Origin of the sequence: Streptomyces sp. OZ13 (assembly GCF_052068155.1) — a bacterium.
Classification (GTDB): Bacteria; Actinomycetota; Actinomycetes; order Streptomycetales; family Streptomycetaceae; genus Streptomyces.
In genome coordinates, this window is the sequence record NZ_JBQHCZ010000003.1 from 157,403 (window position 1) to 183,437 (window position 26,035).

Below are 26,035 nucleotides of genomic sequence, written 5' to 3' on the forward strand. Positions count from 1 at the left end.
TCACCCCCGAGCTCCGCGTCAGCGCACACCGCCCGCACAGGCGGCAGCGAAGACCGCCCCGATGATGAGACGACGACGAAGGATTTTTACGTGAACATCCGCTCCCTCACTCGAGGCGACGGCGTGGTGATCGGAGCAGCGGTGGTGCTGTTCATCGCCTCGTTCCTCAGCTTCACCAGCTACGAATGCCCCGGCGGTGGCGACTGTGGCCCCACTTTCAACGCCTGGGACTCCTTGAGCACGGTGATGTCCATCTACATCGGCGGCATCATCGGCGCCGCGCTGCTGATCCTCAGCCGCGGCATGCCGGGCCGCAAGGTCGCAGGTCTGGACCTCGGCCAGTTCGGCGTGGCCCTCACCATCTTCGCGCTCTGGACGATGTTCTGGACGATCATCGACATGAACAGCGCGGGCGCCGGCGCCATCCTCGGCCTGCTGGGCACCATCGCCCTGGCCGGCGGCGCCATCGCCACTCCGCTGGTGCCGGCCCTCAAGGCCCCGCTCGTCGGCGCCCCGCGTCCGGCCGCCGTCCAGCCGCCGTACGGCATGCAGCCCCAGCCGCAGGGTGGTTACGGCTACCCGGGCGCCGGTGCCGGTCAGCCGTCGTACGGTGGCCAGCCGGGTCAGCCGCAGCCCTACGGCGCGCAGGGCGGGCAGCCGCAGGCCGCCGCCCAGCCCGCCGCCGCGGGCCCGGCCGACACCTCCCAGGGCGGCGCCCCGTCGGACTTCACCCCGTTCTGGTTCGCCGTGCCGGTGGCCCGTCCGCTGTACGGCGAGGACGGTTCGCCGACGCCGATCGCCGAACTGGCGCCCGGCACCTGGTACCTGGCGGTGGAGCAGCGCGGTCCGGGTCTCGTGGCCCAGACGCAGGACGGCCGTCGTGGTGTTCTCCAGGACACCTCGGGCATCCAGCGCGGCTGATTCCTCTCGCACACAGCGCGGCCCCTCGCCCTTCCGGGCGGGGGGCCGTTGCCGTACCCTGACGCCCCGTCAGAAGACCTCCGGGCGGGGGAAGGACGGACCGGCATGCGACTCGGACTCGCCCTCGGCTACTGGGGCCGCGGCCCAGACCCCGGACAGCTCGAACTGGCCCGCGAGGCCGAACGGCTCGGCTACGACTCCGTGTGGACGGCGGAGGCATGGGGGTCGGACGCGTTCACCCCGCTCACGTGGATCGCGGCCCACACGTCCCGCATCCGGCTGGGCACCGCCGTGGCGCAGATGGCCGCACGCACCCCGACGGCGACCGCGATGCACGCGCTGACCCTCGATCACCTGTCCGGCGGCCGGATGATGCTGGGGCTGGGCCTGTCGGGACCGCAGGTGGTGGAGGGGTGGTACGGCCGCCCGTTCCCCGGCAGCCCGCTCACCGCGACACGCGAATACGTCGACGTGATTCGCCAAGTCCTTGCCCGGGAGGGGCCGGTGGAGCTGGACGGGCGCTTCCACCGCCACCCGTACACGGGCGACGACGGCACCGGAACGGGCAGGCCACTACGGCCCATCACCCATCCGCTGCGCGCGGATCTGCCCGTACTGCTGGGGGCGGAGGGGCCGAAGAACATCGCGCAGACGACCCGTATCGCGGACGGGTGGCTGCCCCTGTACTGGTCGCCGCTGCGGACGGACGTCTACGCGGCGTCCCTCGCCGACCTCCCGGCGGGCTTCATGGTCGCCCCGATGGCCCGGGCGCGGGTCTGCGACGACGTCGCCGAGGGTCTGCTGCCCGTGAAGGCGATGCTCGGCTTCTACATCGGCGGCATGGGGCACGCGACCCGCAACTTCCACGCCGGGCTGATGGCGCGGATGGGGTTCGCGGCGGAGGCCCGCCGGATCCAGGAACTCTTCCTGGCGGGCCGCAGACAGGAGGCGGTGCTCGCCGTGCCCGACGACTTCGCGGACGAGATCTCGCTCGTCGGACCGCGTGAACGCATCGCGGAGCGGCTGGAGCTGTGGCGGACCGGCCCGGTCACGGACCTGCTGGTCACGGCGCCGGACCCGCACACGCTGCGGGTGCTGGCCGAGCTGAACGCGTAACGGCGGCCTCAGCCGCCGAGTTCCGACGTGGAGGGCACCTTGTCCTTGACGGGCGCGCCCGCGCTCCTGCCGGCGTCCTTCACATCGGTGATGACGGACTCGAAGCTGTTGACGTCCTTCTCGTCGATGGTGCCGTCGCGCAGCTTGGTGCCCATGTTCTTCAGCTTCTCGATGCCCTTGCCGAGCGGCGCGACCGCCTTCGAGAGCAGCGGGTCGCCCTTGGCGTTCTGCACGGCCGCCTTGAGCCTGTTGTAGGTGAAGGCCCCCGCGAGCCCGGCCTTCACCAGGGCGAACGTCCGTCCGTCGGCGCCCTTCTTGAATCCGAAGCGACGAGGGCACGACGCAGGCGGCCGCGGCTGCGGCCGGCGGACGATCCGGATACGGGAACGGACACGGGAACCTCCAGGCAGACTGCCCCGAGCGTCACTCGGCGGCCCCGTACCGCCACTTGGGCGAGCCCGAACGGGTTTCACACACGCACAAGCGGCAACACGCTGAGCATGACAACACGCACGAGCAGTACCACCACAGTGGCGAGAGTCGTCGCCGTCGTAGCGGACGTCATGGCCTTCGTCATCGGCCTGTGGATCCTGATGTACCTGCTGGACGCCAACAGGGCCAATGACCTTGTGGAGTTCGTCCGCGAGTCGGCCCGCTGGCTGGCCGGCTGGTCCCACGACCTGTTCACCTTCGACAAGGAATGGGCGCGGGTGGTCGCGGGCTACGGGCTGGCGGCGATCGTCTACCTGTTCATCGGCCACGCGGCGGCGGGTGCGCTGCGGCGCCGCTGACCGCCTGCGGCGGGCTTGTTCCCCTACCCCCTTCCCGAAACCGGGGCAAGCCCCGGACCCCGTACGGCCTTCGGCCGTGCCCTCAATCTCCCCCTACGGCCTGGCGGCCGTGGGAGGTGCCCCCGGGCGGGCTCATGTTGCCTGGCAACTTGAGCCTCGCCGGCGATTGAGGCGCGGGGGTCCAGGGGCGGAGCCCCCGGTTTCGGGAAGGGGCGGGGAGGGGAAAACGCCCCGCGCAGCGGCCACGCCCCCGCTCAGCCCACCTCGCAGCAGTCCGGCGCCAGCCCCACCGGCAGGCGCTCCCCGCCGAACACCGCCGTCGTCGCCTCGTCACCACCGAGCGCCGCCACGGCGAGCAGCAGCGAGCCCGCGGTCCATGTCGTCTGTTCCTCGGGCCATATCGCGCGCTCGCCCTCGAAGACGTAGCCGGTCCAGTACAGGCCGCCCTCCGCGCGGAGGTGCTGGATGGACTGGAGGATCTCCAGGGCGCGGTCGGACTCGCCCACCGCCCACAGCGCGAGCGCCAGTTCGCAGCTTTCTCCGCCGGTGACCCACGGGTTCGGCAGGACGCACCGCACGCCGAGGCCGGGCACGACGAAGTCGTCCCACCGGGACTCGATGCGGGCCTTGGCCTCGTCGCCGGTCACCGCGCCGCCGAGGACGGGGTAGTACCAGTCCATCGAGTAGCGGTCCTTGTCGAGGAACCGCTCGGGGTGGTGGCGGACGGCGTGGGCGAGCGCGCCGGCCGCGAGTTCCCAGTCGGGCTGCGGTTCCTCGCGTTCCTCCGCGACGGCGAGCGCGCAGCGCAGCGCGTGGTGGATGGAGGAACTGCCGGTCAGGAGGGCGTCGTTGACCGCCGTCCCGTCCGGCTCGCGCTTCCAGCCGATCTGGCCGCCGGGCTGCTGGAGCCCGAGGACGAACTCGACGGCCGCGTACACCACCGGCCACATCCGGTCGAGGAAGGCCTCGTCGCCGGTGGCGAGGTAGTGGTGCCACACTCCGACCGCGATGTAGGCGCAGAAGTTGCTCTCGCGGCCGTGGTCCGTGACGGCGGCCGGGTCGCCGTCGTGGTAGGCGGCGTACCAGGAGCCGTCGTCGTTCTGGTGCCGGGCGAGCCACTCGTACGCGCGGGCGGCGGCGTCGTGCTCGCCCGCCGCGTCGAGCGCCATGGCGGCCTCCGTGTGGTCCCACGGGTCGAGGTGGTGGCCGCGGAACCAGGGGATCGCGCCGTCGGGGCGCTGCACGGCGAGGATCCCCGCGACGGTCTCCACGGCCTCCTCCGCGCTCAGGACCCCGGGCAGGACAAGGTGTTCGGTACGTCCTGGCAACGTCACTTGGCGGCGTCCACGGGAAGGTGCGGCTTGGTCGCGTACGCCACGAAGCTCTTGCCGATGAGCGGGTTCAGCGCCTGCTCTGCGACGCGGGTGGCCAGCGGCTTCTTCATGATGTCCCAGACGAGGAGCTTGTGGTACGCCTTCACCGGCAGCGCCTTGTCGTTGTCGACGCCGAAGGCGCACTTGAGCCACCAGTACGGCGAGTGCAGCGCGTGGGCGTGGTGGGTGCCGTACGGCCGCAGGCCCGCCTGCTTCATCTTGGCGAGCAGCTCGTCGGCCTTGTAGATGCGGATGTGGCCGCCCTCGACCTCGTGGTAGGCGTCGCTGAGCGCCCAGCAGACCTTCTCGGGGCCGTAGCGCGGCACGGTGACCGCGATGCGGCCGCCGGGTCGCAGGACGCGGACCATCTCGGCGAGCACTCCCTTGTCGTCGGGGATGTGCTCCATCACCTCGGAGATGATGACGACGTCGAACGACTCGTCGGGGAAGGGCAGGTTGAGGGCGTCGCCCTCCATGGCGGTGGCCGTCGCGCCGGCGGGGGCCTCTCCGGCCTCCTTCATCGCGGCGAACCACTTGGCGACCTCGCGGATCTCCTCGCCGTTCTGGTCGAGGGCAACGACCTGCGCTCCACGCCGATAGCACTCGAACGCGTGCCGGCCTGCACCGCAGCCCAGATCGAGCACGCGGTCGCCCGGGGCGAGCGGAAAGCGGGAGAAGTCGACGGTCAGCACGGGGGGTCTGCCTTCCTGGGGGCGGAGCTCGGGTCTTCCTGGTGGAGCTGGGGTCAGTGGGTGCGTACGGAAGCGGCGGACGATACGGCGATCGCCTCGCGGTAGCGTTCCGCGGTGCCGATCGCGGCCTGCTTCCAGGTGAAGCGGGCCAGCACCCTGGCCCGTCCGGCGTCGCCGAGCCGGGCCCGCAGGTCCGGATCGCCGAGGAGCCGGCGCAGGGCGGCGGCCAGGGCTTCCGCGTCGCCGGGCGGCACGGCAAGGCAGGTCTCGCCGTCGGGGCCGGCGACCTCGGGGATCGCGCCGCCGGTGGTGGCGACGAGCGGTGTGCCGGTGGCCATGGCCTCCGCGGCGGGCAGGGAGAAGCCCTCGTACAGCGACGGCACGCAGGCGATCTGGGCGCTGCGCACCAGGTCGACCAGTTCGGCGTCGGTGATGCCCTTGACGAACCGGACGGCGTCGTCGAGGCCGTAGCGCTCGATGAGCTGCGCCACCGGGCCGTCCTCGGCGCGCTTGCCGACGACGACGAGGTGGGCGTCCGGGTTCTCGGTGCGGAGCTTGGCGAGCGCCTCGACGAGGTGGACGAGCCCCTTGAGGGGGACGTCGGCGCTGGAGGTGGTGACGATCCGGCCGGGGACCTCGGCGACGGAGGGGTCCGGCGAGAAGAGGTCGGTGTCGGCGCCGATGTGGACGACGTGGACGCGGTCGCGCCGTACGCCGAGGTGGTCGACGATCTCCTGCTGCGAGGAGCCGGAGACGGTGAGCACGGAGGGCAGCCGGCGGGCGACGCGCTTCTGCATGCGGGTGAAGCCGTACCAGCGGCGCACGGACGCGCGGCGCTTCCAGCTCTCCGCGGCGTCGAGGTCCAGCTGCCGGTCGACGGTGATCGGATGGTGGATCGTCGTGACCAGCGGGGCGCCGATGTCGCCGAGGAGGCCGTAGCCGAGGGTCTGGTTGTCGTGGACGACGTCGAAGTCGCCGCGCCGGGCCAGCAGGTGGCGGCGGGCGCGGAGCGAGAACGTCAGCGGCTCCGGGAAGCCGCCGGTCCACATGGTGGCGACCTCGAGTGCGTCGATCCAGTCCCGGTACTCGCCGCGGCCCGGCGTGCGGAACGGGTCCGGGCTGCGGTACAGGTCGAGGCTGGGCAGCTCCGTGAGCGGCACGCCCTCGTCGAGGACCGGGTAGGGCTGGGCGCCGATCACTTCGACGCGGTGGCCGAGACGGGCGAGTTCACGCGACAGGTGGCGTACGTAGACGCCCTGGCCGCCGCAGAACGGGTTCCCCTTGTACGTCAGGAGGGCGATGCGCAGCGGGCTGTCATCGCTGCCGGACGTGCCTGACGTGCCCGCTCGGGGGCCGGCCTCTATGGCCTCTGCGGTCACCCGGGGCCCCCTTCTCACTGCGTTTCGGCGGAGCCTAATCGGTCGCGCTAATCTAGAACAAGTTTCAGAGTTGATGGTTCAAGGGACTTCGAATCTACCGGGCGGTAGCGCAGGTGTGACCGGCGGATCAGGTGATTCCCGCCACGGCGGGCGGGCGAAGGACGGACACGGGGACCGATGACAGCGCAAGGAAGGCCGACGATGCCCGCGACGCCGCCCCTCACCGAACGGCAGGAGGCGCGTCGCCGCCGCATCCTGCATGCGAGCGCCCGGCTCGCGAGCCGTGGCGGGTTCGACGCGGTGCAGATGCGGGAGGTCGCCGACTCCTCGAGCGTCGCGCTCGGCACGCTGTACCGCTACTTCCCCTCCAAGATCCACCTGCTGGTCGCGACCATGCAGGACCAGCTCCAGCAGATGCACACGACGCTGCGCAAACGCCCGCCGGGCGGGGACAGCCCCTCCGAGCGGGTCGCGGAGACGCTGATGCGGGCCTTCCGGGCGCTCCAGCGCGAGCCGCACCTCGCGGACGCGATGGTGCGGGCGCTGACCTTCGCCGACCGCAGTGTGAGCCCCGAGGTGGACACCGTCTCGCGGCAGACGACGGCGATCATCCTGGACGCGATGGGGATCGAGCACCCGACGCCGGAGCAGCTCTCCGCCGTCCGTGTCATCGAGCACACCTGGCACTCGGCGCTGATCACCTGGCTGTCGGGACGCGCCTCGATCGCCCAGGTGAAGATCGACATCGAGACGGTCTGCCGGCTGATCGACCTGACGTCTCCCGACGCGGCGCCGAGCCGTGCGGCGCCGAAGGCCCGGCGCGGCACGGACTAGGGTCCTGCGGAACTCCGGGCGCAGCGGCTACTCCTCCGGCGGGAAGACGGGCTCGCCGCTGTCCGCCGCGGTGAGCGTGATGGCTTCCACCGGGCAGTTCTCGGCGGCGGCGAGGAGCTTCTCGTCGGCGTCGGCCGTGGTGGCCCGCGCGTGCGACTGGCGTGCCGCGTCGAGGTCGAAGCTGTCCGGGGCGTGGCCGACGCACATGCCGGAGCCGATGCACAGGGTGCGGTCCACCTCGACGCGCCAGCGGTCCCCCATCAGTGGCTCCCGTGTCCGGCGGGCAGGTGGATCATCTTGTGCTCGAGGAACTCGCCGTAGCCCTCGGGGCCGAACTCACGGCCCAGGCCGCTGTTCTTGTAGCCGCCGAAGGGTCCGAGCATGTCGAGACTGAAGGTGTTGACGTTGTAGGTGCCGGTCCGTACCCGCCGTGCGAAGTCGATGCCGTGGTCGACGTCGGCCGTCCACACGCTGCCGCTGAGGCCGTAGTCGGAGTCGTTCGCGATCGCGGTGGCCTCGTCCTCGTCGCCGTACGGCAGCAGGCAGATCACCGGGCCGAAGATCTCCTCGCGGGCGATCCGCATGGAGTTGTCGACGCCGCCGAAGAGGGTCGGCTCCACGTACCAGCCGCGGTCCCGTCCGGCCGGACGGCCGCCCCCGCACAGGATCTTGGCGCCCTCCTCCTGCCCGAGGCGTATGTAGTCCAGGGAACGCCGCTGCTGGCGCTCGGCGACCAGCGGGCCGACCTGGGTGGCCGGGTCGAGGGGGTCGCCGACGACGAGTGCGGAGGCCGCGGCGGCGAAGGCCTCCGCGATCTCGTCGTAGCGGCTGCGCGGCGCGAGGATGCGGGTCTGGGCCACGCAGGCCTGGCCGTTGTTCATCCAGGCGGCCGGGACGATCCCGGCGACCGCGGTGGCGAGGTCGGCGTCGGGCAGGATCACGGCCGCCGACTTGCCGCCGAGTTCGAGGGTGACGCGGGTGAGGTTGCGCGAGGCGACCTCCATCACCCGGCGGCCGGCCTCGACGGAACCGGTGAAGGAGACCTTGTCGACGCCCTTGTGCCCGACCAGGTACTCGCTGACCTCACGGCCCGCGGGCAGGATCGACAGGACTCCCTCCGGCAGTCCGGCCTCCCGCGCGATCTCGCCGAGGATGTACGAGTCGAGGGGCGTCTCCGGCGACGGCTTGAGGACGACGGTGCAGCCCGCGAGCAGCGCGGGGGCGAGCTTGGCGGCGGCGGTGAACTGCGGGACGTTCCATGGCACGACGGCCGCGACGACACCCACCGGCTCGCGCCGCACCAGGATCGGGCCGAGGACGCCGCTGCGCCGCTCCTCGTGCGTGAAGTCCCGGGCGACGGAGATCGCCGAGTCCCACACCATCATCGCTCCGAGCGCCTGGGCGAGGACGCTCCACGAGTAGGGGGAGCCGTTCTGCGCGCTGATGGACCGGGCGATCTCCTCGTGCCGTACGGCGACGGCGTCCTTGATCCGGCCGACGACCTCGATCCGCTCCGCGAGCGTGGTGCGCGGCCAGGGTCCTTCGTCGAAGGCCCGTCGCGCGGCGGCCACCGCCCTGTCCACATCGGCGCGTGAGGCGTGCGGGACGCGGCCGAGGACCTGTTCGGTGTGCGGGGAGATCACCTCGATCACTTCCGTGCCGAGCGGGGCCGTCAACTCGCCGCCGATGAACAGTTCTCCGTGTTCCACGAGCTCGGTCATGACTGCTGCCTCCCGCCGGGGCGCACTATCTGACACAGTTTCAGAACTGATATCAGTTCCAGTTACAGGGGGCAATGGGCATGGCGTCGACGGACGGGGCAGCGGCTGGGCATGTGACCGACCACGGCGGCGGCGTCCGCTCGCTGCGTGTCCCCATCCCGGACAACCCGCTCGGCCACACCCTGGTCCACCTCCTCGACACCGACCGTGGGCCGGTCCTCGTCGACACCGGCTGGGACGACCCGACGGCCTGGGACACGCTCTCGGCGGGGCTGGCCGCCTGCGGCACCTCGCCCGCCGAGATCCACGGCGTCGTCGTCACCCACCACCACCCCGACCACCACGGGCTGTCCGGCCGCGTCCGCGAGGCGTCCGGGGCGTGGATCGCGATGCACGCCGCCGACGCCACCGTCGTGCGCCGCACCCGGGAGGCCGAACCGGGGCTGTGGCTCGACTACCTCGCCGGCAAACTCGCCCGCGCCGGGGCGCCCGAGGCGCACATCGCACCCCTGAGAGCCGCGCGGGCCGCCGGCGGCGGGGGCGGGCTGCCCGGCCTGCGCCCGGCGCTGCCGGACCGGGAGATCGTCCCCGGCGAACTGCTCGACCTGGCGGGCCGCAGACTGCGGGCCGTATGGACGCCCGGCCACACCCCCGGCCATGTCTGCCTCCACCTCGAGGAGGCCCACCCGGCGGGCCGTCCCGGCAACGGCCGCCTCTTCTCCGGCGACCACCTCCTGCCCGGCATCACCCCGCACATCGGCCTCTACGAGGACCCCGACGACGCCACCGTCACCGACCCCCTCGGCGACTACCTCGACTCCCTGGAACGCGTCGGCCGGCTCACCCCCGCCGAAGTGCTCCCCGCCCACCAGCACGCCTTCACCGGCGCCCAGGACCGGGTACGGGAACTGCTCGTCCACCACGAGCAGCGGCTCACCGGACTGCTGACGCTGCTGGCCACGCCGCTCACGGCTTGGCAGGTCGCCGAGCGGATGGAGTGGAACAGGCCCTGGGGGCAGATCCCGTACGGCTCCCGCAACATCGCCGTGTCCGAGGCGGAGGCGCATCTGCGGCGACTGGTGAAGCTCGGCCGCGCGGAGGTCGCGGCGGGCGGGGAGCCGGCCCGGTACGTGGCGGTGTGACGGGCGCTGCACGTCCGGGGAGCCGGCCCGGTGGACAGCGGTGTGACGGGCGCCCCACGTCCGGGTACGCGACCGGCCGGTAGAGTGGCGCCGTCGTCATCATTGCCCGTACGGGGGGAAGCCGGTGGAAATCCGGCGCTGACCCGCAACCGTGAGCCGCCGTCCGAGGTGGCAAGTCGGAATGCCCCGTACGAGGTCGTGACCGGCTCGTGTCACCGGCAGCCCGCCGGTGACCGGCACCGTCGAGGCATACGGAGCCGGAGCCCAGGTGCCTGAGCGTGCCCGTGCCCGGATCCCGCCGGGAGTACCGCAGGAGAGGCACCGCCCGCCATGACCACCGTTCGCCGCGGCGCAGCCGCGCTCGTCGCCTCCGCCGTGCTCGGCCTGTCCGCCGCACCCGCCGCCTTCGCGGCCCCCTCCCCCACCCCGTCCGCGGAACTGCCCGCCGGGCTCTACGGCAAGGGCGACCCGACCTACGACGGTGTGTGGCGGCAGTCGCTCGCCCTCCTCGCCCAGGACACCACCGGCGTGAGGCCCGCGGAGGCGGCGGTCGCCTTCCTGACCGGGCAGCAGTGCGCGGGCGGCGGCTTCCCCTCGTACCGCGCCGACACCGCGAAGGACTGCGACGCGAAGCTGCCGCTCGACACCAACGCCAGTGCGGCGGCCGTGCAGGCGCTCGCCGCGCTCGGCGGGCAGGACGCCGTGGTCGACAAGACCGTCGGCTGGCTGCAGTCCGTACAGAACGAGGACGGTGGCTGGGGCTACAACCCGGGCGGCGCGAGCGACGCCAACTCGACGTCCGTCGTCATCGGCGCGCTCGCCGCGGCCGGCGAGCAGCCCGCCGCCGCGAAGTCCAAGGGCGGCAAGACCCCTTACGACGCGCTGCTGACGTTCGCGAAGCCCTGCGGCGGCGAGGACGGCGGCTCGTTCGTCTACCAGGTCGCGTCCCCCGGCATCGTCGCCGACTCCACCGCGGCGGCCGTGCTCGCAGCCCACGGCAAGGGCCTGGCGGCGACCGGCGCCGGCACCGAGGACGCCAAGGGCACGGCCTGCGAGAAGGCCACCGACATCAAGGGCGCGGCGCACAACGGCGCGGCGTACCTCGCGAACGGGCTGGCGAAGAAGGGCCACTTCGACACCCCGCCGATGCCCGGAGCCGACGACTCCTCGCCCGCGCCGGACTTCGGCAACACCGCCGACGCGATCGTCGCGCTGTCCGCGCAGGGCATGGCCGAGCAGGCGAAGAAGCCGCTGTCGTGGCTTCAGCAGAACTCGGCGGCCTGGGCGAAGCAGAACGGCCCCGCCGCCTACGCCCAGCTGATCTTCGCCGCCCGCGCGGCCGGCGCCGACCCGAAGTCCTTCGGCGGCCAGGACCTGGTCGCGGCCCTGAACGCGACCGGTCCCGCCCCGCAGGCGGCCGCCTCGCCGTCCGCCTCCGCGAAGAGCGAGGACTCCTCCGACTCCTCCGACCCGTCCTCCTCGACCTGGTGGATCGTGGGCGTGTTCTTCGTCGCGGCCGTCGGTGTCGGATTCCTGTTCAGCGGCCGCAGGAAGAACCAGAGCTGATGCGCGCCCGCTTCCTCGCCCTTCTCGGCCTGTGCGCCCTGCTCACGGTGGCCGTCGCGGCTCCCGCACAGGCCGCGGGCTACCGCTACTGGTCGTTCTGGAAGAGCAGCGGCGGCGAGTGGACGTACGCCACGGAGGGCCCGGCGACCGCCCGGCCGGCCGACGGGTCCGTGCACGGCTTCCGGTTCTCCGTCAGTGAGGACAGCGGGGACGCGGCGACCCCGCGCACGGCGCCCGACTTCGCCACGATCTGCGCGGGAACACCCGCGAAGGACGGCACGAAGCGGGTCGCCCTCGTCATCGACTTCGGCACGGCGTCGGACGCCCCGCAGGGCGAGACGCCGCCCGGGCAGCGCACGGCGTGCGCGCGGGTCGCCACGGCGGCGACGACGGCGGAGGCACTGGCGCAGGTGGCGAAGCCGCTGCGCTACAACAGCGAGGCGCTGCTGTGCGGGATCTCGGGCTACCCGGCCTCGGACTGCGGCGACCGGGCCCTGCCGGCCGACCCGCCGGCGCCCGGCACGGGCTCGAGCACGGCCGTGGTGACGACGAAGGAACCGGCCGGGGACGACGGCCCGTCGGTGGGTGTGTACGCGGGCATCGCGGCGGTCCTGGCCCTGGCCGGAGCGGCGGTGTGGCGCTCCCGCCGCACCAACCGATGACCGCCCGCCCCGACGGGGCCCTTCCGTCCCGGGGGCGTGCGCACGCGGACGATCCCCCGGGGCAGGGACCGGCAGATCCAGCCCCGCCGACGCGTCGCGCCGATGCAGACACCGGGGCACACCCAGCCCCGCCGCCGATTGAGGCCCGGGGCCCGGGCCAGCGCCCCGGCATACCGCACGGGACCGCCGCACCGCACGGCCCCGCCACGCCCACGGCTCCCACGCCGCACGCCGAAGCAAACGACCCGGCACACCCAGCCCCGCCGGCGATTGAGGCGCGGGGCCCCGGGCAGCGCCCCGGCGCACCGCACGGGACCGCCGCACCCCTCGCGCCCGGTCACGCCCCGGCCCGGACCGCAGCGCACGGGGCCGCCGCACCACACGGTCCCGGCCACGGAACGCACCCCCTGGTCAACGCGCTCCGCGCGCTCCGCGCCCCCGTCGCGAGCCGGAGCAACGCCCTGCATGCCGGCGCCTGGTGGCTGTGGGCGCTCGGGCTGGCCGTCGCCGCCTCGCGGACGACGAACCCCCTCCTCCTCGGGCTGCTCGTCGGCGTCGCCGGCTACGTCGTGGCCGCCCGCCGTACCGACGCGCCGTGGGCCCGCTCCTACGGCGCCTTCGTCAAGCTCGGGCTGCTCGTCATCGGCGTACGCGTCCTCTTCTCCGTCGCCCTCGGCTCCCCCATCGCCGGCACGCACGTGCTGTTCACGCTCCCCGAGGTGCCGATGCCCGGCTGGGCGGACGGCGTGCGGATCGGCGGGCGGGTGTTCGCCGAGCAGATCGTGTTCGCGCTGTACGACGGCGCGAAACTGGCGACCCTGCTCATCTGCGTCGGCGCCGCCAACGCCCTCGCCAACCCCGCACGGCTTCTCAAGTCGCTGCCGGGCGCGCTGTACGAGGCCGGCGTCGCGGTCGTCGTCGCGATGACGTTCGCGCCGAACATGGTCGCGGACGTCCTGAGGCTGCGCACCGCCCGCCGCCTGCGGGGCCGCCCGACCGGCGGGGTGCGGGCCGTCGCTCAGATCGGGCTGCCGGTCCTGGAGGGCGCGCTGGAGCGGTCCGTCGCGGTCGCCGCGTCCATGGACGCCCGCGGGTACGGCCGCACCGCCCAGGTGCCGCCCGCCGTGCGGCACACCACGACGGCGCTCACCCTCGGCGGGCTGCTCGGGGTGTGCGCCGGATCGTACGGGCTGCTCGCCGCGGAGGGCGCACGCTACGGCGTACCGCTGCTGGCCGCCGGGCTCGCCGCGGCGGCCGTTGGCCTGTGGCTGGGCGGCCGGCGTTCGGTCCGAAGCCGCTACCGCCCTGACCGGTGGGGTGCGCGGTCCTGGCTGGTGGCCGGTTCCGGCGCGGCCGTCGCCGCGCTGATGATCCGGGCGGCGACCGTACCGGGGAGCGAGGCGCTGCACCCCGGCGTCGTACCGCTGACGGCACCAGAACTGCCGCTGTGGCCCGCGCTGTCCGTGCTGATCGGTCTGCTTCCGGCGTTCGTCGCGCCGGTCCCCGTAGGAGTCAAGGAGTCGTCCCGGTGATCCGCTTCGAGAACGTCTCCGTGACGTACGAGGGCGCTGCCGCGCCGACGCTGGAGAACATCGACCTCACCGTCCCGGAAGGTGAACTGGTCCTGCTCGTCGGCCCGTCCGGCGTGGGCAAGTCGACCCTGCTCGGCGCGGTGTCCGGGCTCGTCCCGCACTTCACGGGCGGGACGCTGCGCGGCCGGGTCACGGTCTGTGGCAGGGACACCCGCACCCACAAGCCGCGCGAACTCGCGGACGTGGTCGGCACGGTGGGCCAGGACCCGCTCGCCCATTTCGTCACGGACACGGTCGAGGACGAACTCGCGTACGGCATGGAGTCGTTGGGCCTCGCCCCCGGCGTGATGCGGCGGCGGGTCGAGGAGACGCTCGACCTGCTGGGTCTGGTGGAGTTGCGCGATCGGCCCATCGCGACGCTGTCCGGCGGCCAGCAGCAGCGTGTGGCGATCGGCTCGGTGCTGACCACGCACCCGAAGGTCCTCGTGCTCGACGAGCCGACGTCGGCGCTGGACCCGGCGGCGGCCGAAGAGGTCCTCGCGGTGCTGCAACGCCTCGTCCACGACCTGGGCACGACGGTGCTGATGGCGGAACACCGCTTGGAACGGGTCGTCCAGTACGCGGACCGGGTGGTGCTCCTGCCGGCACCCGGGGCCGCGCCGGTCGTCGGCGATCCGGCCACGGTGATGGCCGACTCGCCGGTCCGCCCCCCGGTGGTGACGCTGGCCCGCCTGGCGGGCTGGTCCCCCGTCCCCCTGTCGGTCCGCGACGCCCGCCGCCGCGCGGGCGCGCTGCGCGACCGCCTGGCGGGTACGGGTACGCTGCGAAATCCGGCCCGCCCGGCGATCGAGGGCACGGCCGAAGGCCGTACGGGGTCCGGGGCTTGCCCCGGTTCCGGGAAGTGGGGGCACCTCCCACGGCCGCCAGGCCATAGGGGGAGGGTAGGGGAACAGGCCCCGCGCAGCGGTCCTGCACACCGCCTCCTCGCCCGCCTCCGCCGCACCCCACCCCCCGCGGCCTCGACACCGGAGGCCACCCACCTCGTTGCCACCACCACCGCCCTCGCCGTCCGCCGCGCCCGCGTCGAGGCGCTCCGGCGGGTCGACCTGGCCGTCGCCCCCGGCGAGACCGTCGCCCTGATGGGGCGCAACGGCGCCGGCAAGTCGACCCTGCTCAACGCCCTCGTCGGCATGGTCGAGCCGACGGCGGGGACGGTCACGGTCGGCGGCCGCACCCCCCACCGCACGGACCCGCGCGAGCTGATCCGGCAGGTCGGGCTCGTACCGCAGGAGCCCCGCGACCTGCTCTACGCGGACACGGTGGCCGCCGAATGCGCGGCCGCCGACTCGGACGCGGACGCGGCCCCCGGCACCTGCCGGGCACTGGTCACCGAGCTGCTGCCGGGCGTGCCCGACGCGACGCACCCCCGTGACCTGTCGGAGGGGCAGCGTCTGGCGCTCGCGCTGGCGATCGTGCTCACCGGCCGCCCTCCGCTGCTGCTCCTCGACGAGCCGACCCGTGGTCTGGACTACGCGGCGAAGGCCCGGCTGGTGGCCGTGCTGAAGGGTCTCGCCGAGGACGGGCACGCGATCGTCCTGGCGACCCATGACGTGGAGCTGGCCGCCGAACTGGCGCACCGGGTGGTGATCCTGGCGGGCGGCGAGGTGGTCGCGGACGGGCCGACGGCGGAAGTCGTGGTCTCCTCGCCCGCCTTCGCGCCGCAGGTCGCCAAGATCCTCGCGCCGCAGCCGTGGCTGACCGTCTCCCAGGTCAGGGCGGCCCTGGAGGGATCCCCGTGAGCACCCCCGTCCCGCCCATGGCGGATGTCCCGCCCACGCCAAGGGGCACCCGTCCCGTCCGCCTCGGCCCCCGTTCGATCGCCGCGCTCGTCCTGATCAGCGCGATCGGCGTGGTCTTCTTCGGCTGGCCGCTGCTCGCCGGGGAGAACTCGGGGCTCGCGGCGCACTCCGGCGACGCGCCGTGGCTGTTCGGTGCGCTGCTTCCGCTCCTCGTCGCCGTCGTCGTCGCGACGATCGCCGACAGCGGCATGGACGCGAAGGCCGTGGCGATGCTCGGGGTGCTGGCCGCGGTCGGGGCGGCGCTGAGACCGCTCGGTGCGGGGACGGCCGGGCTGGAGCCGATGTTCTTCCTGATGGTGCTGAGCGGCCGGGTCCTCGGTCCCGGTTTCGGGTTCGTGCTCGGCGCCGTCACCATGTTCGCGTCCGCGCTGCTGACGGGCGGCGTAGGGCCGTGGATGCCGTTCCAGATGCTGTCCATGGGCTGGTTCACGATGGGCGCGGGCCTGCTGCCGGGCCCGGAGCGGCTGCGGGGGCGGGCGGAGCTGCTGATGCTCGCCGCGTACGGGGCGCTCGCGGCGTTCGCGTACGGCACGGTCATGAACCTGTACGGCTGGACGATCATCAGCGGCATGTCGTCCGGCATCTCGTTCCACGCCGGTGATCCGGTGCACGAGAACCTGGTCCGCTTCCTCGCCTACTGCGCGGCCACGTCCCTCGGCTGGGACCTCGGCCGTGCGCTGCTCACGGTGGTGCTGACGTTCACCCTCGGCGCGACGCTGCTGAAGGCGCTGCGGCGGGCGACACGGCGGGCGGCGTTCGAGGCGCGGGCCACGTTCGAGGCGCCGGGCGGCGACCCGCGCCCGTGAGCCGCCCCTGAGCACCGCCGGTACGGCCCGGGGCCCGGCCCCGCAACCCGGCCCCGGGGCCGTACCGCAGCCCGACGTCCCCGGCCCCCGGCGCGACCCGCGCCGCGAACCCGTCCTCAGATCCGCTGGATGATCGTGCCGGTCGCCTGCGCGCCGCCCGCGCACATGGCGATCAGCGCGAACTCCTTGTCCTGGCGTTCCAGTTCGTGGAGCGCCGTGGTGATGAGCCGGGCGCCCGTCGCGCCGACCGGGTGCCCGAGGGCTATGCCACCGCCGTTGACGTTGACCTTGTCGAGGTCCTGCTCGAATACCTGCGCCCAGCTGAGCACCACGGATGCGAACGCCTCGTTGATCTCGACGACGTCGATGTCCTTGAGCGACATGCCGGCCCTGCCCAGCACCGCCCGCGTCGCGTCGATCGGTCCGTCGAGGTGGTAGTGCGGGTCGGCGCCGACGAGTGCCTGCGCGACGATACGGGCCCGGGGCTTCAGCTTGAGCGCCCGCGCCATGCGCTTGGACGCCCACATGAGGGCGGCCGCGCCGTCGGAGATCTGTGACGAGTTCCCGGCCGTGTGCACGGCGGTCGGCATGACCGGTTTCAGACCCGCGAGCGCCTCCGCCGACGTGTCGCGCAGCCCTTCGTCCCGGTCGACGAGCCGCCACATCCCTTGTCCCGCGGCCTGTTCCTCCTCCGTGGTCGGCACCTGCACGGCGTACGTCTCGCGTTTGAAGCGCTCCTCGCTCCACGCGGTCGCGGCACGCTGCTGGGACAGCAGTCCGAGGCGGTCCACGTCCTCCCTCGTCAGTCCGCGGCGGCGGGCGATGCGCTCGGCTGCCTCGAACTGGTTCGGGAGGTCGACGTTCCACTCGTCGGGGAACGGTTTGCCGGGGCCGTGCTTGGAGCCGCTGCCGAGCGGCACCCGCGACATCGCCTCGACGCCGCAGCTGATGCCGATGTCGATGACCCCGGCCGAGATCATGTTGGCGACCATGTGGCTCGCCTGCTGCGAGGAGCCGCACTGGCAGTCGACGGTGGTGGCCGCCGTCTCGTAGGGCAGGCCGACGGTGAGCCAGGCGGTGCGCGCGGGGTTCATGGACTGCTCGCCGGCGTGGGTGACCGTGCCGCCGACGATCTGCTCGACGCAGTCGGCGTGGATGCCGGTGCGCGCGAGGAGTTCCCGGTAGGTCTCGCCCAGCAGGTAGGCGGGATGGAGGTTGGCGAGGAGTCCTCCCCGCTTGCCGATGGGCGTGCGTACGGCTTCGACGATGACGGGTTCCGCGGCCATGAGCTCGTCCTCTCCTCGCGGCCGTCCGGGCGTCCCGGCGCCCTTCAGGGCCGAACTCTCGAAACTGTGGAACTCTCCGGACTCTCGAACTTCGCGAACTCGCGAACCGGTGGACCGGCGAACACGGTGAACTGGTACGCGTTCTAGTTCTGCAAGAAGTCTTATGAGTGCTACCGCCGGTACGCAAGGGTCTTGCACGCCTCTTACTGCGACCCCCGCAGGCAACAGTTCCGACCGTGAGCCTTGCTACTTGTAGAACTCGTTACTACCTTTCGGCCACTTCCTGATGGCCCATCAGACCGTCAGACCGCGACCCGAAGCTGAAGCGGGAGCTGCCGATGTCCTGCCCCCACCTGCCCCCAGGATTCGACTTCACCGACCCCGACCTCCTCCAGGCCCGTGTCCCCCACCCCGAGTTCGCCGAGATGCGGCGCACCGCGCCGGTCTGGTGGTGCGAACAGCCCGCCGGCATCTCCGGCTTCGACGACGAGGGCTACTGGGTCGTCACCCGGCACGCGGACGTCCGGCACGTCTCCACGCATCCGGAGCTCTTCTCCTCCTGGACCAACACGGCCGTCATCCGCTTCAACGAGTCCATCAGCCGTGACCAGATAGAGGTCCAGAAGCTGATCATGCTGAACATGGACCCGCCCGAGCACACTCGGGTCCGCCAGATCGTCCAGCGCGGTTTCACCCCGCGCGCCGTGCGCTCCCTGGAGGCAGCGCTGCGCCGCCGGGCGCGTTCGATCGTCGAGACGGCCCGGAGCGGCGCGAAGCCGGACGGCAGCTTCGACTTCGTCACGAACATCGCCGTGGAGCTCCCCCTCCAGGCCATCGCCGAGCTCATCGGCGTGCCCCAGGAGGACCGGTCCAAGATCTTCGACTGGTCCAACAAGATGGCCGCGTACGACGACCCCGAGTACGCCATCACGGAGGAGGTCGGCACGGAGGCGGCGATGGAGATCGTCTCGTACGCGATGAACCTGGCGGCGGCGCGGAAGGAGTGCCCGGCCGAGGACATCGTCAGCCGGCTCGTCGCCGCGGAGGGCGAAGGCAACCTGTCCTCCGACGAGTTCGGCTTCTTCGTCATCCTGCTGGCGGTGGCCGGGAACGAGACCACCCGCAACGCGATCAGCCACGGGATGCACGCCTTCCTGACCCACCCGGAGCAGTGGGAGCTCTACAAGCGGCTGCGTCCCGACACGACGGCGGAGGAGATCGTGCGCTGGGCGACGCCCGTCGTCTCGTTCCAGCGCACCGCGACCCAGGACGTCGTCCTGGGCGGCGCCCGCATCAAGAAGGGCGACCGCGTCGGCCTCTTCTACTCCTCCGCCAACAACGACCCCGCGGTCTTCGACCACCCGGAACGCTTCGACATCACCCGCGACCCCAACCCCCACCTGGGCTTCGGCGGCGGCGGTCCGCACTTCTGCCTCGGCAAGTCCCTGGCCGTCATGGAGATCAACCTGATCTTCGACGCGATAGCCGACACCCTCCCGGACCTCCGCCTGGCGGGCGCCCCCCGCCGGCTGCGCTCGGCGTGGCTGAACGGCATCAAGGAACTCCAGGTCACGACGGGCACCGCCGACCCGCACGACCGGGCCGTGTTCTAGAACCGGCGCCCGTGTCCCGCCTCATGCCCCCATCAGCACCTACTGAAGCGAGGCCTGGCGCGCCACGCGGTGGCGGAGGTAGACAACTCCTGAGCCGAAGGTGCGGGTCTCGACGAATTCGAGATCCACCCGGCGCTCGCTTCGGGGAAAGAACGGAGTGCCACCGCCGACCAGTACCGGGTAGACCATGGCCCGGTACTCGTCGATGAGACCCGACGCGGCCGCCTCGGCAGCGAGAGTCGCGCCGCCGATCGCGATGTCGCCCTCCCCCGGCTCGGCCCGCAACCGCTCGATCTCCTCCGCCAGGCCGCCGGACGCCAGGCGGGCGTTGCCCCGCACCTCTGACAGCGTTCTGGAGAACACCACCTTCGGGAGCGGATTCCAGAGCGCGGTCCACTCGAGCTCCGAGTCGCCGAGCGACGGATCCTGGGCGGCGGTCTCCCAGTACAGCATCGTCTCGTACAGCCGTCGTCCCAGCAGGTGGACGCCGACCTCTCGAATCTCGTCGATCCAGAAGCGGAAGACCTCTTCGTCGGGCCCCGTCCAGTCGAAGTCGCCGTCCGGCCCGACGATGTAGCCGTCAAGTGAGACGTTCATCGAATAGGTCACGCTGCGCATCAGAAGTCCTCCTCCGTAACGGGATTCGAAACTACGACCGCCGGACGCCGCAGGACTCATCGCGAATCGCGGAATCCCCTCAGATCTCCCCGCCCCATGCGGAGATCATCACGAAGGACGGCGATCTTTCAGAACACGCTCCGGCCGGAGGCCCGACGTGGACCGTGCCCGCCTCTTGAACAGGTTCGAAAACAGCTGTCGGGCGGTGATCCCGCCTGCTACTGTCGCCCTGCTCGGGCAGGGACGAGCGGCGACTCCGTGAACGCCCCTCCTGCGCCGAGCGCCCTGGGGAGGGACTTCTTTCGTGATTCGTCCGCTGAACAAGCGGGCCGGGCGCCGTCGGCGCGCGCTCGGCCGTACCGCTCTCACCGTCGCACTCGCCGTCACCGCCGGGGTCGGCGCCACTGCGGGGACGGCCGTCGCCGAGATCCCCGGCGCGTCCGCCGATCCCGTCGTCATCAGCCCGGGCGCACGCTTCGTGCCCCGCGCCACCATCGTCCTGAACGCCGGCGAGACCGGCTTCCTCACCGCCCAGGAGGGCGACGACCGTCTCCGCTGGATCGACTACGCCACCGGTGCGACGACCGTCCTCGACCATCGGCTGCCCGAGCCGCTCGCCTACGACGTGGACGACTTCCGCTTCGCCAAGTATCCGGCGGACTTCGGCCACGGCTCCGACACCGTGGCCCTCTACGGGCAGTCCCCGGCCCCGCACGTGACGCTCCAGCAGCGGGCCGGCGGCGGGCCGTCGGTCACGGTCCCGATCCCGGAGGGCCAGTCGTACGTCGCGACCTACGGCGACACCGTCATCACCCGGACCGGTGCGGAGAACGCCGAGACGAGCCTGCACCTGCTGCGCGTGGAGAACGGCGAGGTGCGGGACCAGAAGCTGGAGGGCCTGCCGGAGGGGTGGAACCTCACCATCAGCGAGGGTGACGCCCGGTCCGTCGCCGTCCGAGCCATCAAGTGGGAAGACACCACGATGTCCCAGGGGTGGTGGGTCGTCGACCTCGCCACCGGGAGCGTCAAGGCACTCTCCACGCGGGGCGAGAGCGTCTCCTTCGACCGGGACACCGTCTTCCACCTCGGCGCCCCGTCCGGCGAAGCCGCCCAGGTGTACCGCCGCGACGACCTGGACGCGGAACCGACCACCCTCGACCTGCGGGACGTGGCCTCCTACGACGACGTCGTCCGGCCCCTCGGCGAGGCCTTCGTCACCGTGAACCCGCCCAATCCCGGCAACAACGAGTACCGGGGCAACCATCTCTTCCTGCGCGACGCCACGGGGAGCAGGAAGTCCCTGCTGGCCGTCGCATCGCCCTCGGTGCACCGCACGCCCGACGGCTCGCTCCTGGTGGCAGGCGCAGAGGAGCGCACCGCTTACGGCGCCCTCGACTGGGGGTACTACCTCTTCACGCCCGCCGCGGACGGCACCGTCGCCCGCAAGCGCGTCGCGGACATCGAGGACCGGGAGGCCGAGCCGGCCGGCATCTCGCTGGGCAGCGGCATTCTCACCACGGCCGACGACTCGAAGCTCTTCATGCCGCACACCTACGTCGGCGGCTACCGGAGCACCTGGCTGAAGACCTCCGGCCGTCCTGAGGAGCTGAACTCGACCGTCGACGGCCTCGTGGCGGGCAACGACAGCGACTGCGGCGACGCCGAGAACGGCTACTGCGTGACCATGTTCGCGAGTGGTGACGGACACCACGGCCGAAGAGCCGGAACCGAGCAGGACATCACCATGCTCTACCGGAACGGCGCCGCTCCTTGGGGTCCGAGGGTGACCTCCGGGCTCAGCAGCCCACAACTCGTCGATCTCTCAGGCCGGTTCGGTGTCGTGAACCAGGCGTCGGGCGGTCAGCAGGCGGTCCTGCACTTCAAGGACGCCGACACCGGGAGCGTGCTCCTGAAGCGGGAGCCGGTTGCGGCTTCTGTCTGGGGCAACACGCTGTGGAGCGCCCTCGGCCGGTGGGACGACACCAGCTCGGGCGTGCCGACTCTGGTGGCTGCGAAGAACCTGTCGACGGGTGCCGCCGGCGAGTCCTTCGACCCGGGGTGCGTCCCCAGCGGACTTCAGGCCGTGGGCCGTTGGGTGTACTGGCGGTGCAGCAACTACTGGCACGACTTCAAGGGCGCCGGCGTCTACGACCGCCAGACGAAAAGCTCCCTGAGGCTGGGCGCCGATTCGACGCTCCTCGGTGACGGCTACCTCGTCCGCCGCTCGGACACGGCCGGCCTCACCCTCGTCGACCTGCACAACGGCCTCCCGGCCGGCGGCAAGGAGGCGGACCTGCCCCAGCGGGTGATCGCCACCGCCGCGGAGCTCGGGGACCGGATCGGACGCCGGTCCGGGTGGACCGTCGACCGCTTCGGCGGCCACGTCGCCTACACGGGCGAGGACCGGCGGGTGCGGATCGTCCCGTCGGGCGTCCCCGCCTCCCGGATCGCCGTCATCGACGCCGACACCCCGGCCGCCGACCTCAAGGCCGGGGCCTGGAAGCCGCGGTGGTGGCTGTCGAAGCCGGGGGCCTCGTGGTCGCTGGTGCTGAAGCACAAGGCGACCGGGAAGGTCGTGCGGACCCTGACCGGGGGCGAGGCCCGTGGTCTGGTCGCGCTGTCGTGGGACTGGAAGGACGCGAGCGGGAAGCTCGTGGTCAACGGGGCCTACACGTGGAGCCTGTCCGTCAAGCCGGCCGACGGGCAGGGGGCGGATCTCGCGGCGTCCGGGACCGTGGCCGTGAGTGGTGCCGCCCCCGTGTGGCGGGACATGGCCGGGGACGACGGGTTCGGTGACCTGCTGGTGACCGACTCCGTCGGGGCCGTGTCGCTGTACCGGGGGACGGGTACGGGCGGGCTGTCCCCCCGTGTCGCCGGATCCGGTGACACGTTCGCCGCCAACTCCGTGCTGGTGCCCTTCGGGGACGTGAACGGCGACCGGTGCGGGGACGTGCTCGCGCGGGTCGGGGACCAGCTGCGGGCGTACCGGCCCGGGTGCGGGAAGATCGTCACCGCTTCGTCGCCCTACACGCTGATCGGGTCCGGCTGGGGGCAGTACGACCAGCTGACGTCGTCCGGCGATGTCAACGGCGACGGGCTCGTGGATCTGATTGCCCGGCAGGCGTCCACCGGTGACATGTACTTCTACGCCGGTACGGCCGATCACCGGCTGAAGTCACGGGTGCGGATCGGGACCAACTGGAAGCTTTACAAGCGGATCGCCGGCGCCGGGGACCTGAACGGGGACGGGCGTGGCGATCTCCTCGGGGTCGACTCCGCCGGTGTGCTGTGGCGGTACTACGGGACCTCCACCGGTGGCGTGACCCCGCGGGTGCGCGTCGGCGGCGGGTGGGGCGTCTACTCCGCTCTCGTCGGGACCGGTGACCTGTCCGGTGACGGACGCGCCGATCTGCTGGCGCGGGACACCGCCGGGAAGCTGTGGCGGTACGCCTCCACCGGGGCAGGTACGTACGGCGGCCGGGTGCTGATCGGCACCGGTGGCTGGAACGGATTCAAGGGCCTGTTCTGACGCAGGAGTGAGGGGGGTTCGCCGTCGGCGCGGTCGCTGCGCCGACGGCGGACCCCGACGCGTAGGTCCCCACCCGCGGGCTCTACCCCTTCGGAGCCAGCGTGGCCACCGCGTACGCCGCCGCCTCGGCGATGAGGGCCTGGTCGTAGGCGGCGTCCTCCGTGGTCTTGCTGGACATGATCGAGATGACGAGCGGCGCCGACTTCGGGGGCCACACGACGGCGATGTCGTTGAGCGTGCCGTAGGAGCCCGTCCCCGTCTTGTCGGCCACGGTCCAGCCCTTCGGCACGCCCGCCCGGACCCGCGCGGCGCCGGCGCCGGTGGCGTTGCGCTCCAGCAGGTCGCGGAGGAAGGCGCGTTTCGCGGGCGGCAGGGCGTCACCCAGCACGATCTTCCGGTAGTCGGAGCCGAACGCCCGGGGGGACGTGGTGTCGCGGGGATCGCCCGGCGTGGCCTCCGTGATCAGCGGCTCGATCCGGTCCATGCGGGTGACCGTGTCGCCCAGGCCGCGTGCGTAGGCAGTCAGCTCGGCCGGCCCGCCGAGGTCGCGGAGCAGCAGGTTGCCCGCTGTGCCGTCGCTGTAGCGGACCGCCGCGTCGCAGAGTCGGCGGATCGTCATACCGGTGGAGACGTGGCGCGGCGTGACGGACGCGTTCTCCAGGAGGTCCGCCTCGGTGTACCGGACGAGCGTGTCCAGGTGCGACAGCGGGTTCCGGGCAAGCACCGCCGCCGCCGCGAGGCCCTTGAACGTGGAACAGAACGCGAACCGTTCATCGGCCCGGTGGGCGATGACCGCGCCGGTGCCGGTGTCGAGTGCGTACACGCCCAGACGAGCGTCGTACGTGCGCTCCAGTTCTGCCAGCCGCTCGTGGCGTTCCGCCGACGGCGCAGGTGAGGGAGAGGAGGGAGCGGAGGATGCGGCGGCCGCGGACGGATCAGCGGGAGCCGGCGTGCTCTTGGCGCATGCGGCCAGCGGTAAGAGTGCCGCCGCTCCGAGCAGCGCGCGGCGAGTGACGGCCGGGCCCGATGACGTCATGGCGCCCGGAGGTCCCCCCTGGACGCCGCCCCCACGAAGGCGGCGAAGGCGTTTCGCGAAACGTGGAGCGCGGGGCGGTGGACGTCCTTGGAGTCCCGCACGGCGACGCCGTGGGAGACGTCGGCGCACTCGACGCACTCGCCGCCCTTGTCGTCGCTGTAGCTCGACTTACGCCACTGCGTGGTGCTCCCCATAGCGATCCTCCATCACGCGCCGAATCAGCCTCGCCGAGTCTTCGACGGACAGCGCCGCAGCCTGCAGATGAGCGTAGCGGAGCGACAGTTCCTGGACCTCGGGTTGGTTGATGGTGGAATGACCGGAACGGTAGTCCTCGGTGTAGGCCATGTCCGGCTCACGCTCGAAACGGAAAACCGTGAACGCGCCGGAGAAGCCCGCGTGACCGCCCGCGTCGAACGGCAGGATCTGGACGTTCGCCCGCGCATCCTGGTGACAGGTCAACAGATGTGCCAGTTGGCCCCGCATGACATCGGTTCCGCCGAGACGCTGGTGCAGCACCGCCTCACTCATCACGATCCACACCATCGGTGGCCGCGCTCGCACCAAGAGCTGCTGGCGCGCCACCCTGGCGCTTGTCTTCTCCTCGACGTCGGCACAGCTCATGACACTGAACACGGCCCTGGCGTACGCCTCGGTCTGCAGCAGCCCATGTACCAGTTGAGGCTGGAACGCATAGATCTGCCGCGCCGTCTCCTCAAGTTCAGCGTATTTCCGGTACCACACGGGGAGTTGGTACCTCAGCACGAGCGGCAACAGTCGGATCAACGCGCCTTCGGCGCCGAGTGCGGCATCGACCCGCTCAGTGAACTCCGCCGTCGGCAGCTTCCGCGCCGTCTCGATCTGGCCCACCAGCGAGCCCGTGTAGCTCACGATCGCGCCGAGCTGCTTCTGCGTCAGGCCCGCCGTCTCGCGGTGTCTGCGCAGCTCGTAGCCGTAGTAGTCGAGCGGCGACGCGCCCGGGTCGAGGGCGTTGAGGTGGCGGATGCCGGCCATGACGGGACCCCCTTGCTCAACTGCCGCAACGGCAGAGCACGTTGCGTACGTTCGGTGGCCCAGCGTAGTCACCGCAGGCCACGCTCGTGCCGTGAACGAAGAGATTCCCCAGTACGGTATGCGCTTCACCGCCGGCGCCCACTCCGCCCGGCACGTCCGGCGGATCGTCCGCTGCTATCTGATCCTCTGGAAGCTGCGCGAGCTGACCGAATCCGTCGAGCTCGCGGTGACCGAGCTGTTGGCCAATGTCGTGCGCCATGTGCCGGGCGGGCGTTGCGGGTTGCTCATCCTGCGGCATCCGCAGGGCGTACGCGTGGAAGTGTCGGACGGCTGCGGCCGGTTGCCCGTGCCTCAGCAGGCCGGGGCGGAGGACGAGTCCGGGCGGGGGCTCGCGCTGCTGGAGGCCGTCGTCGACAAATGGGGCGTCGACAGCCGGGGCGGAACCGGCAAGACGGTCTGGTTCGAGGTCGCCCAAGTGGCGGAACGCGCCGACCTGGCGGACGATGGCTGAACGCGGCGATCCATACCCCGGGGGTACGGGCCGAGGC

At 72.2% G+C, this 26,035-nt stretch carries 24 protein-coding genes and 1 riboswitch; of the genes, 13 read left to right on the top strand and 11 right to left on the bottom strand.

The features are described 5' to 3' along the window. Window positions 1-90 precede the first annotated feature (90 nt). The gene (locus tag ACTMTU_RS07725) at window positions 91-921 is read left to right on the top strand and encodes a hypothetical protein (RefSeq protein WP_441262739.1); all 831 of its coding nucleotides are present in this window, start codon (window positions 91-93) and stop codon (window positions 919-921) included. 105 nt (window positions 922-1,026) lie between these two features. Then, a complete protein-coding gene (locus ACTMTU_RS07730) occupies window positions 1,027-2,037 on the top strand; it encodes an LLM class F420-dependent oxidoreductase (protein ID WP_441262740.1) in 1,011 nt (336 codons plus the stop codon). Window positions 2,038-2,045: 8 nt separating this feature from the next. Here the strand turns inward: ACTMTU_RS07730 and ACTMTU_RS07735 are convergent, their stop codons facing one another. Continuing rightward, window positions 2,046-2,510: a hypothetical protein gene (locus ACTMTU_RS07735; RefSeq protein ID WP_441262741.1), complete on the bottom strand. Its 465-nt coding sequence runs from the start codon at window positions 2,508-2,510 to the stop codon at window positions 2,046-2,048. 27 nt (window positions 2,511-2,537) lie between these two features. On the opposite strand from ACTMTU_RS07735, the gene ACTMTU_RS07740 reads away from it, so the two are divergent. Further along, complete coding sequence (locus ACTMTU_RS07740; protein ID WP_441262742.1) at window positions 2,538-2,828, top strand: hypothetical protein; 291 nt, start codon at window positions 2,538-2,540, stop codon at window positions 2,826-2,828. A gap of 254 nt (window positions 2,829-3,082) precedes the next feature. Here ACTMTU_RS07740 and ACTMTU_RS07745 read toward each other — a convergent pair whose 3' ends face one another. From ACTMTU_RS07745 to ACTMTU_RS07755, 3 genes are read right to left on the bottom strand one after another with little or no spacing between them, the layout of a single operon-like run. After that, on the bottom strand, window positions 3,083-4,162 hold the full coding sequence (locus tag ACTMTU_RS07745) for a prenyltransferase (RefSeq protein WP_441262743.1): 1,080 nt from the start codon (window positions 4,160-4,162) through the stop codon (window positions 3,083-3,085). Beyond that, complete coding sequence (locus tag ACTMTU_RS07750; protein ID WP_307706178.1) at window positions 4,159-4,893, bottom strand: class I SAM-dependent methyltransferase; 735 nt, start codon at window positions 4,891-4,893, stop codon at window positions 4,159-4,161. Before ACTMTU_RS07750 ends, ACTMTU_RS07745 begins: the two co-directional genes overlap by 4 nt. Before the next feature lie 53 nt (window positions 4,894-4,946). Beyond that, the gene (locus ACTMTU_RS07755) at window positions 4,947-6,272 is read right to left on the bottom strand and encodes a glycosyltransferase family 4 protein (protein ID WP_441262744.1); all 1,326 of its coding nucleotides are present in this window, start codon (window positions 6,270-6,272) and stop codon (window positions 4,947-4,949) included. A gap of 177 nt (window positions 6,273-6,449) precedes the next feature. Between ACTMTU_RS07755 and ACTMTU_RS07760 the strand changes: the two genes are divergently transcribed. Beyond that, the gene (locus ACTMTU_RS07760) at window positions 6,450-7,106 is read left to right on the top strand and encodes a TetR family transcriptional regulator (RefSeq protein WP_441262745.1); all 657 of its coding nucleotides are present in this window, start codon (window positions 6,450-6,452) and stop codon (window positions 7,104-7,106) included. A gap of 27 nt (window positions 7,107-7,133) precedes the next feature. Here ACTMTU_RS07760 and ACTMTU_RS07765 read toward each other — a convergent pair whose 3' ends face one another. Next, on the bottom strand, window positions 7,134-7,367 hold the full coding sequence (locus ACTMTU_RS07765) for a ferredoxin (protein ID WP_005318281.1): 234 nt from the start codon (window positions 7,365-7,367) through the stop codon (window positions 7,134-7,136). Then, window positions 7,367-8,827 (bottom strand): aldehyde dehydrogenase, encoded by a 1,461-nt coding sequence (locus tag ACTMTU_RS07770; protein WP_441262746.1) that lies wholly within the window; start codon window positions 8,825-8,827, stop codon window positions 7,367-7,369. The genes ACTMTU_RS07765 and ACTMTU_RS07770 overlap by 1 nt, the downstream gene beginning before the upstream one ends. A gap of 80 nt (window positions 8,828-8,907) precedes the next feature. Between ACTMTU_RS07770 and ACTMTU_RS07775 the strand changes: the two genes are divergently transcribed. The 6 genes from ACTMTU_RS07775 (at window position 8,908) to ACTMTU_RS07800 (ending at window position 16,394) form a co-directional block, all read left to right on the top strand. Then, window positions 8,908-9,969, top strand: a complete 1,062-nt coding sequence (locus ACTMTU_RS07775; protein ID WP_441262747.1) for an MBL fold metallo-hydrolase — start codon at window positions 8,908-8,910, stop codon at window positions 9,967-9,969. A 114-nt stretch (window positions 9,970-10,083) separates the two neighbouring features. Beyond that, a riboswitch (cobalamin riboswitch) is annotated at window positions 10,084-10,156 on the top strand. A gap of 143 nt (window positions 10,157-10,299) precedes the next feature. After that, the gene (locus ACTMTU_RS07780; RefSeq protein ID WP_441262748.1) at window positions 10,300-11,535 is read left to right on the top strand and encodes a prenyltransferase/squalene oxidase repeat-containing protein; all 1,236 of its coding nucleotides are present in this window, start codon (window positions 10,300-10,302) and stop codon (window positions 11,533-11,535) included. Beyond that, on the top strand, window positions 11,535-12,197 hold the full coding sequence (locus ACTMTU_RS07785) for an SCO2322 family protein (RefSeq protein WP_441262749.1): 663 nt from the start codon (window positions 11,535-11,537) through the stop codon (window positions 12,195-12,197). The genes ACTMTU_RS07780 and ACTMTU_RS07785 overlap by 1 nt, the downstream gene beginning before the upstream one ends. A 407-nt stretch (window positions 12,198-12,604) precedes the next feature. Then, window positions 12,605-13,729, top strand: coding sequence for an energy-coupling factor transporter transmembrane protein EcfT (locus ACTMTU_RS07790; RefSeq protein ID WP_441263151.1), 1,125 nt, complete (start codon window positions 12,605-12,607; stop codon window positions 13,727-13,729). Then, window positions 13,726-15,528: an ABC transporter ATP-binding protein gene (locus ACTMTU_RS07795; RefSeq protein WP_441262750.1), complete on the top strand. Its 1,803-nt coding sequence runs from the start codon at window positions 13,726-13,728 to the stop codon at window positions 15,526-15,528. Before ACTMTU_RS07790 ends, ACTMTU_RS07795 begins: the two co-directional genes overlap by 4 nt. A 17-nt stretch (window positions 15,529-15,545) precedes the next feature. Next, on the top strand, window positions 15,546-16,394 hold the full coding sequence (locus ACTMTU_RS07800) for an ECF transporter S component (RefSeq protein ID WP_441263152.1): 849 nt from the start codon (window positions 15,546-15,548) through the stop codon (window positions 16,392-16,394). 116 nt (window positions 16,395-16,510) lie between these two features. Here ACTMTU_RS07800 and ACTMTU_RS07805 read toward each other — a convergent pair whose 3' ends face one another. After that, complete coding sequence (locus ACTMTU_RS07805; protein WP_441262751.1) at window positions 16,511-17,680, bottom strand: steroid 3-ketoacyl-CoA thiolase; 1,170 nt, start codon at window positions 17,678-17,680, stop codon at window positions 16,511-16,513. 338 nt (window positions 17,681-18,018) lie between these two features. Here ACTMTU_RS07805 and ACTMTU_RS07810 point away from each other — a divergent pair, with 338 nt between their 5' ends. Then, window positions 18,019-19,293, top strand: coding sequence for a cytochrome P450 (locus ACTMTU_RS07810; RefSeq protein WP_441262752.1), 1,275 nt, complete (start codon window positions 18,019-18,021; stop codon window positions 19,291-19,293). Between the two features lie 39 nt (window positions 19,294-19,332). On the opposite strand, the gene ACTMTU_RS07815 is transcribed toward ACTMTU_RS07810, so the two are convergent. Continuing rightward, entirely contained in the window at window positions 19,333-19,911 is a 579-nt protein-coding gene (locus ACTMTU_RS07815) for a dihydrofolate reductase family protein (RefSeq protein WP_441262753.1), read from the bottom strand. Between the two features lie 304 nt (window positions 19,912-20,215). Between ACTMTU_RS07815 and ACTMTU_RS07820 the strand changes: the two genes are divergently transcribed. Then, complete coding sequence (locus tag ACTMTU_RS07820) at window positions 20,216-23,440, top strand: FG-GAP-like repeat-containing protein (RefSeq protein ID WP_441262754.1); 3,225 nt, start codon at window positions 20,216-20,218, stop codon at window positions 23,438-23,440. 82 nt (window positions 23,441-23,522) lie between these two features. On the opposite strand, the gene bla is transcribed toward ACTMTU_RS07820, so the two are convergent. From bla to ACTMTU_RS07835, 3 genes are read right to left on the bottom strand one after another with little or no spacing between them, the layout of a single operon-like run. Continuing rightward, entirely contained in the window at window positions 23,523-24,476 is a 954-nt protein-coding gene (bla, locus tag ACTMTU_RS07825) for a class A beta-lactamase (protein ID WP_441262755.1), read from the bottom strand. Next, on the bottom strand, window positions 24,473-24,670 hold the full coding sequence (locus ACTMTU_RS07830) for a DUF397 domain-containing protein (protein WP_441262756.1): 198 nt from the start codon (window positions 24,668-24,670) through the stop codon (window positions 24,473-24,475). Before ACTMTU_RS07830 ends, bla begins: the two co-directional genes overlap by 4 nt. Further along, window positions 24,645-25,478 (bottom strand): helix-turn-helix domain-containing protein, encoded by an 834-nt coding sequence (locus ACTMTU_RS07835; RefSeq protein ID WP_441263153.1) that lies wholly within the window; start codon window positions 25,476-25,478, stop codon window positions 24,645-24,647. Before ACTMTU_RS07835 ends, ACTMTU_RS07830 begins: the two co-directional genes overlap by 26 nt. Before the next feature lie 100 nt (window positions 25,479-25,578). Here ACTMTU_RS07835 and ACTMTU_RS07840 point away from each other — a divergent pair, with 100 nt between their 5' ends. Further along, entirely contained in the window at window positions 25,579-25,998 is a 420-nt protein-coding gene (locus ACTMTU_RS07840) for an ATP-binding protein (RefSeq protein WP_441262757.1), read from the top strand. Window positions 25,999-26,035: the final 37 nt, after the last annotated feature.

Excerpts from the sequence above, each read along its gene's own strand:
- ACTMTU_RS07730 (WP_441262740.1), top strand. The coding sequence starts at position 1,027 with ATGCGACTCGGACTCGCCCTCGGCTACTGGGGCCGCGGCCCAGACCCC.
- ACTMTU_RS07740 (WP_441262742.1), top strand. The coding sequence starts at position 2,538 with ATGACAACACGCACGAGCAGTACCACCACAGTGGCGAGAGTCGTCGCC.
- ACTMTU_RS07760 (WP_441262745.1), top strand. The coding sequence starts at position 6,450 with ATGACAGCGCAAGGAAGGCCGACGATGCCCGCGACGCCGCCCCTCACC.
- ACTMTU_RS07765 (WP_005318281.1), bottom strand. The coding sequence starts at position 7,367 with ATGGGGGACCGCTGGCGCGTCGAGGTGGACCGCACCCTGTGCATCGGC.
- ACTMTU_RS07770 (WP_441262746.1), bottom strand. The coding sequence starts at position 8,827 with ATGACCGAGCTCGTGGAACACGGAGAACTGTTCATCGGCGGCGAGTTG.
- ACTMTU_RS07775 (WP_441262747.1), top strand. The coding sequence starts at position 8,908 with ATGGCGTCGACGGACGGGGCAGCGGCTGGGCATGTGACCGACCACGGC.
- ACTMTU_RS07780 (WP_441262748.1), top strand. The coding sequence starts at position 10,300 with ATGACCACCGTTCGCCGCGGCGCAGCCGCGCTCGTCGCCTCCGCCGTG.
- ACTMTU_RS07785 (WP_441262749.1), top strand. The coding sequence starts at position 11,535 with ATGCGCGCCCGCTTCCTCGCCCTTCTCGGCCTGTGCGCCCTGCTCACG.
- ACTMTU_RS07800 (WP_441263152.1), top strand. The coding sequence starts at position 15,546 with ATGGCGGATGTCCCGCCCACGCCAAGGGGCACCCGTCCCGTCCGCCTC.
- ACTMTU_RS07805 (WP_441262751.1), bottom strand. The coding sequence starts at position 17,680 with ATGGCCGCGGAACCCGTCATCGTCGAAGCCGTACGCACGCCCATCGGC.
- ACTMTU_RS07810 (WP_441262752.1), top strand. The coding sequence starts at position 18,019 with ATGTCCTGCCCCCACCTGCCCCCAGGATTCGACTTCACCGACCCCGAC.
- ACTMTU_RS07815 (WP_441262753.1), bottom strand. The coding sequence starts at position 19,911 with ATGCGCAGCGTGACCTATTCGATGAACGTCTCACTTGACGGCTACATC.
- bla (WP_441262755.1), bottom strand. The coding sequence starts at position 24,476 with ATGACGTCATCGGGCCCGGCCGTCACTCGCCGCGCGCTGCTCGGAGCG.
- ACTMTU_RS07830 (WP_441262756.1), bottom strand. The coding sequence starts at position 24,670 with ATGGGGAGCACCACGCAGTGGCGTAAGTCGAGCTACAGCGACGACAAG.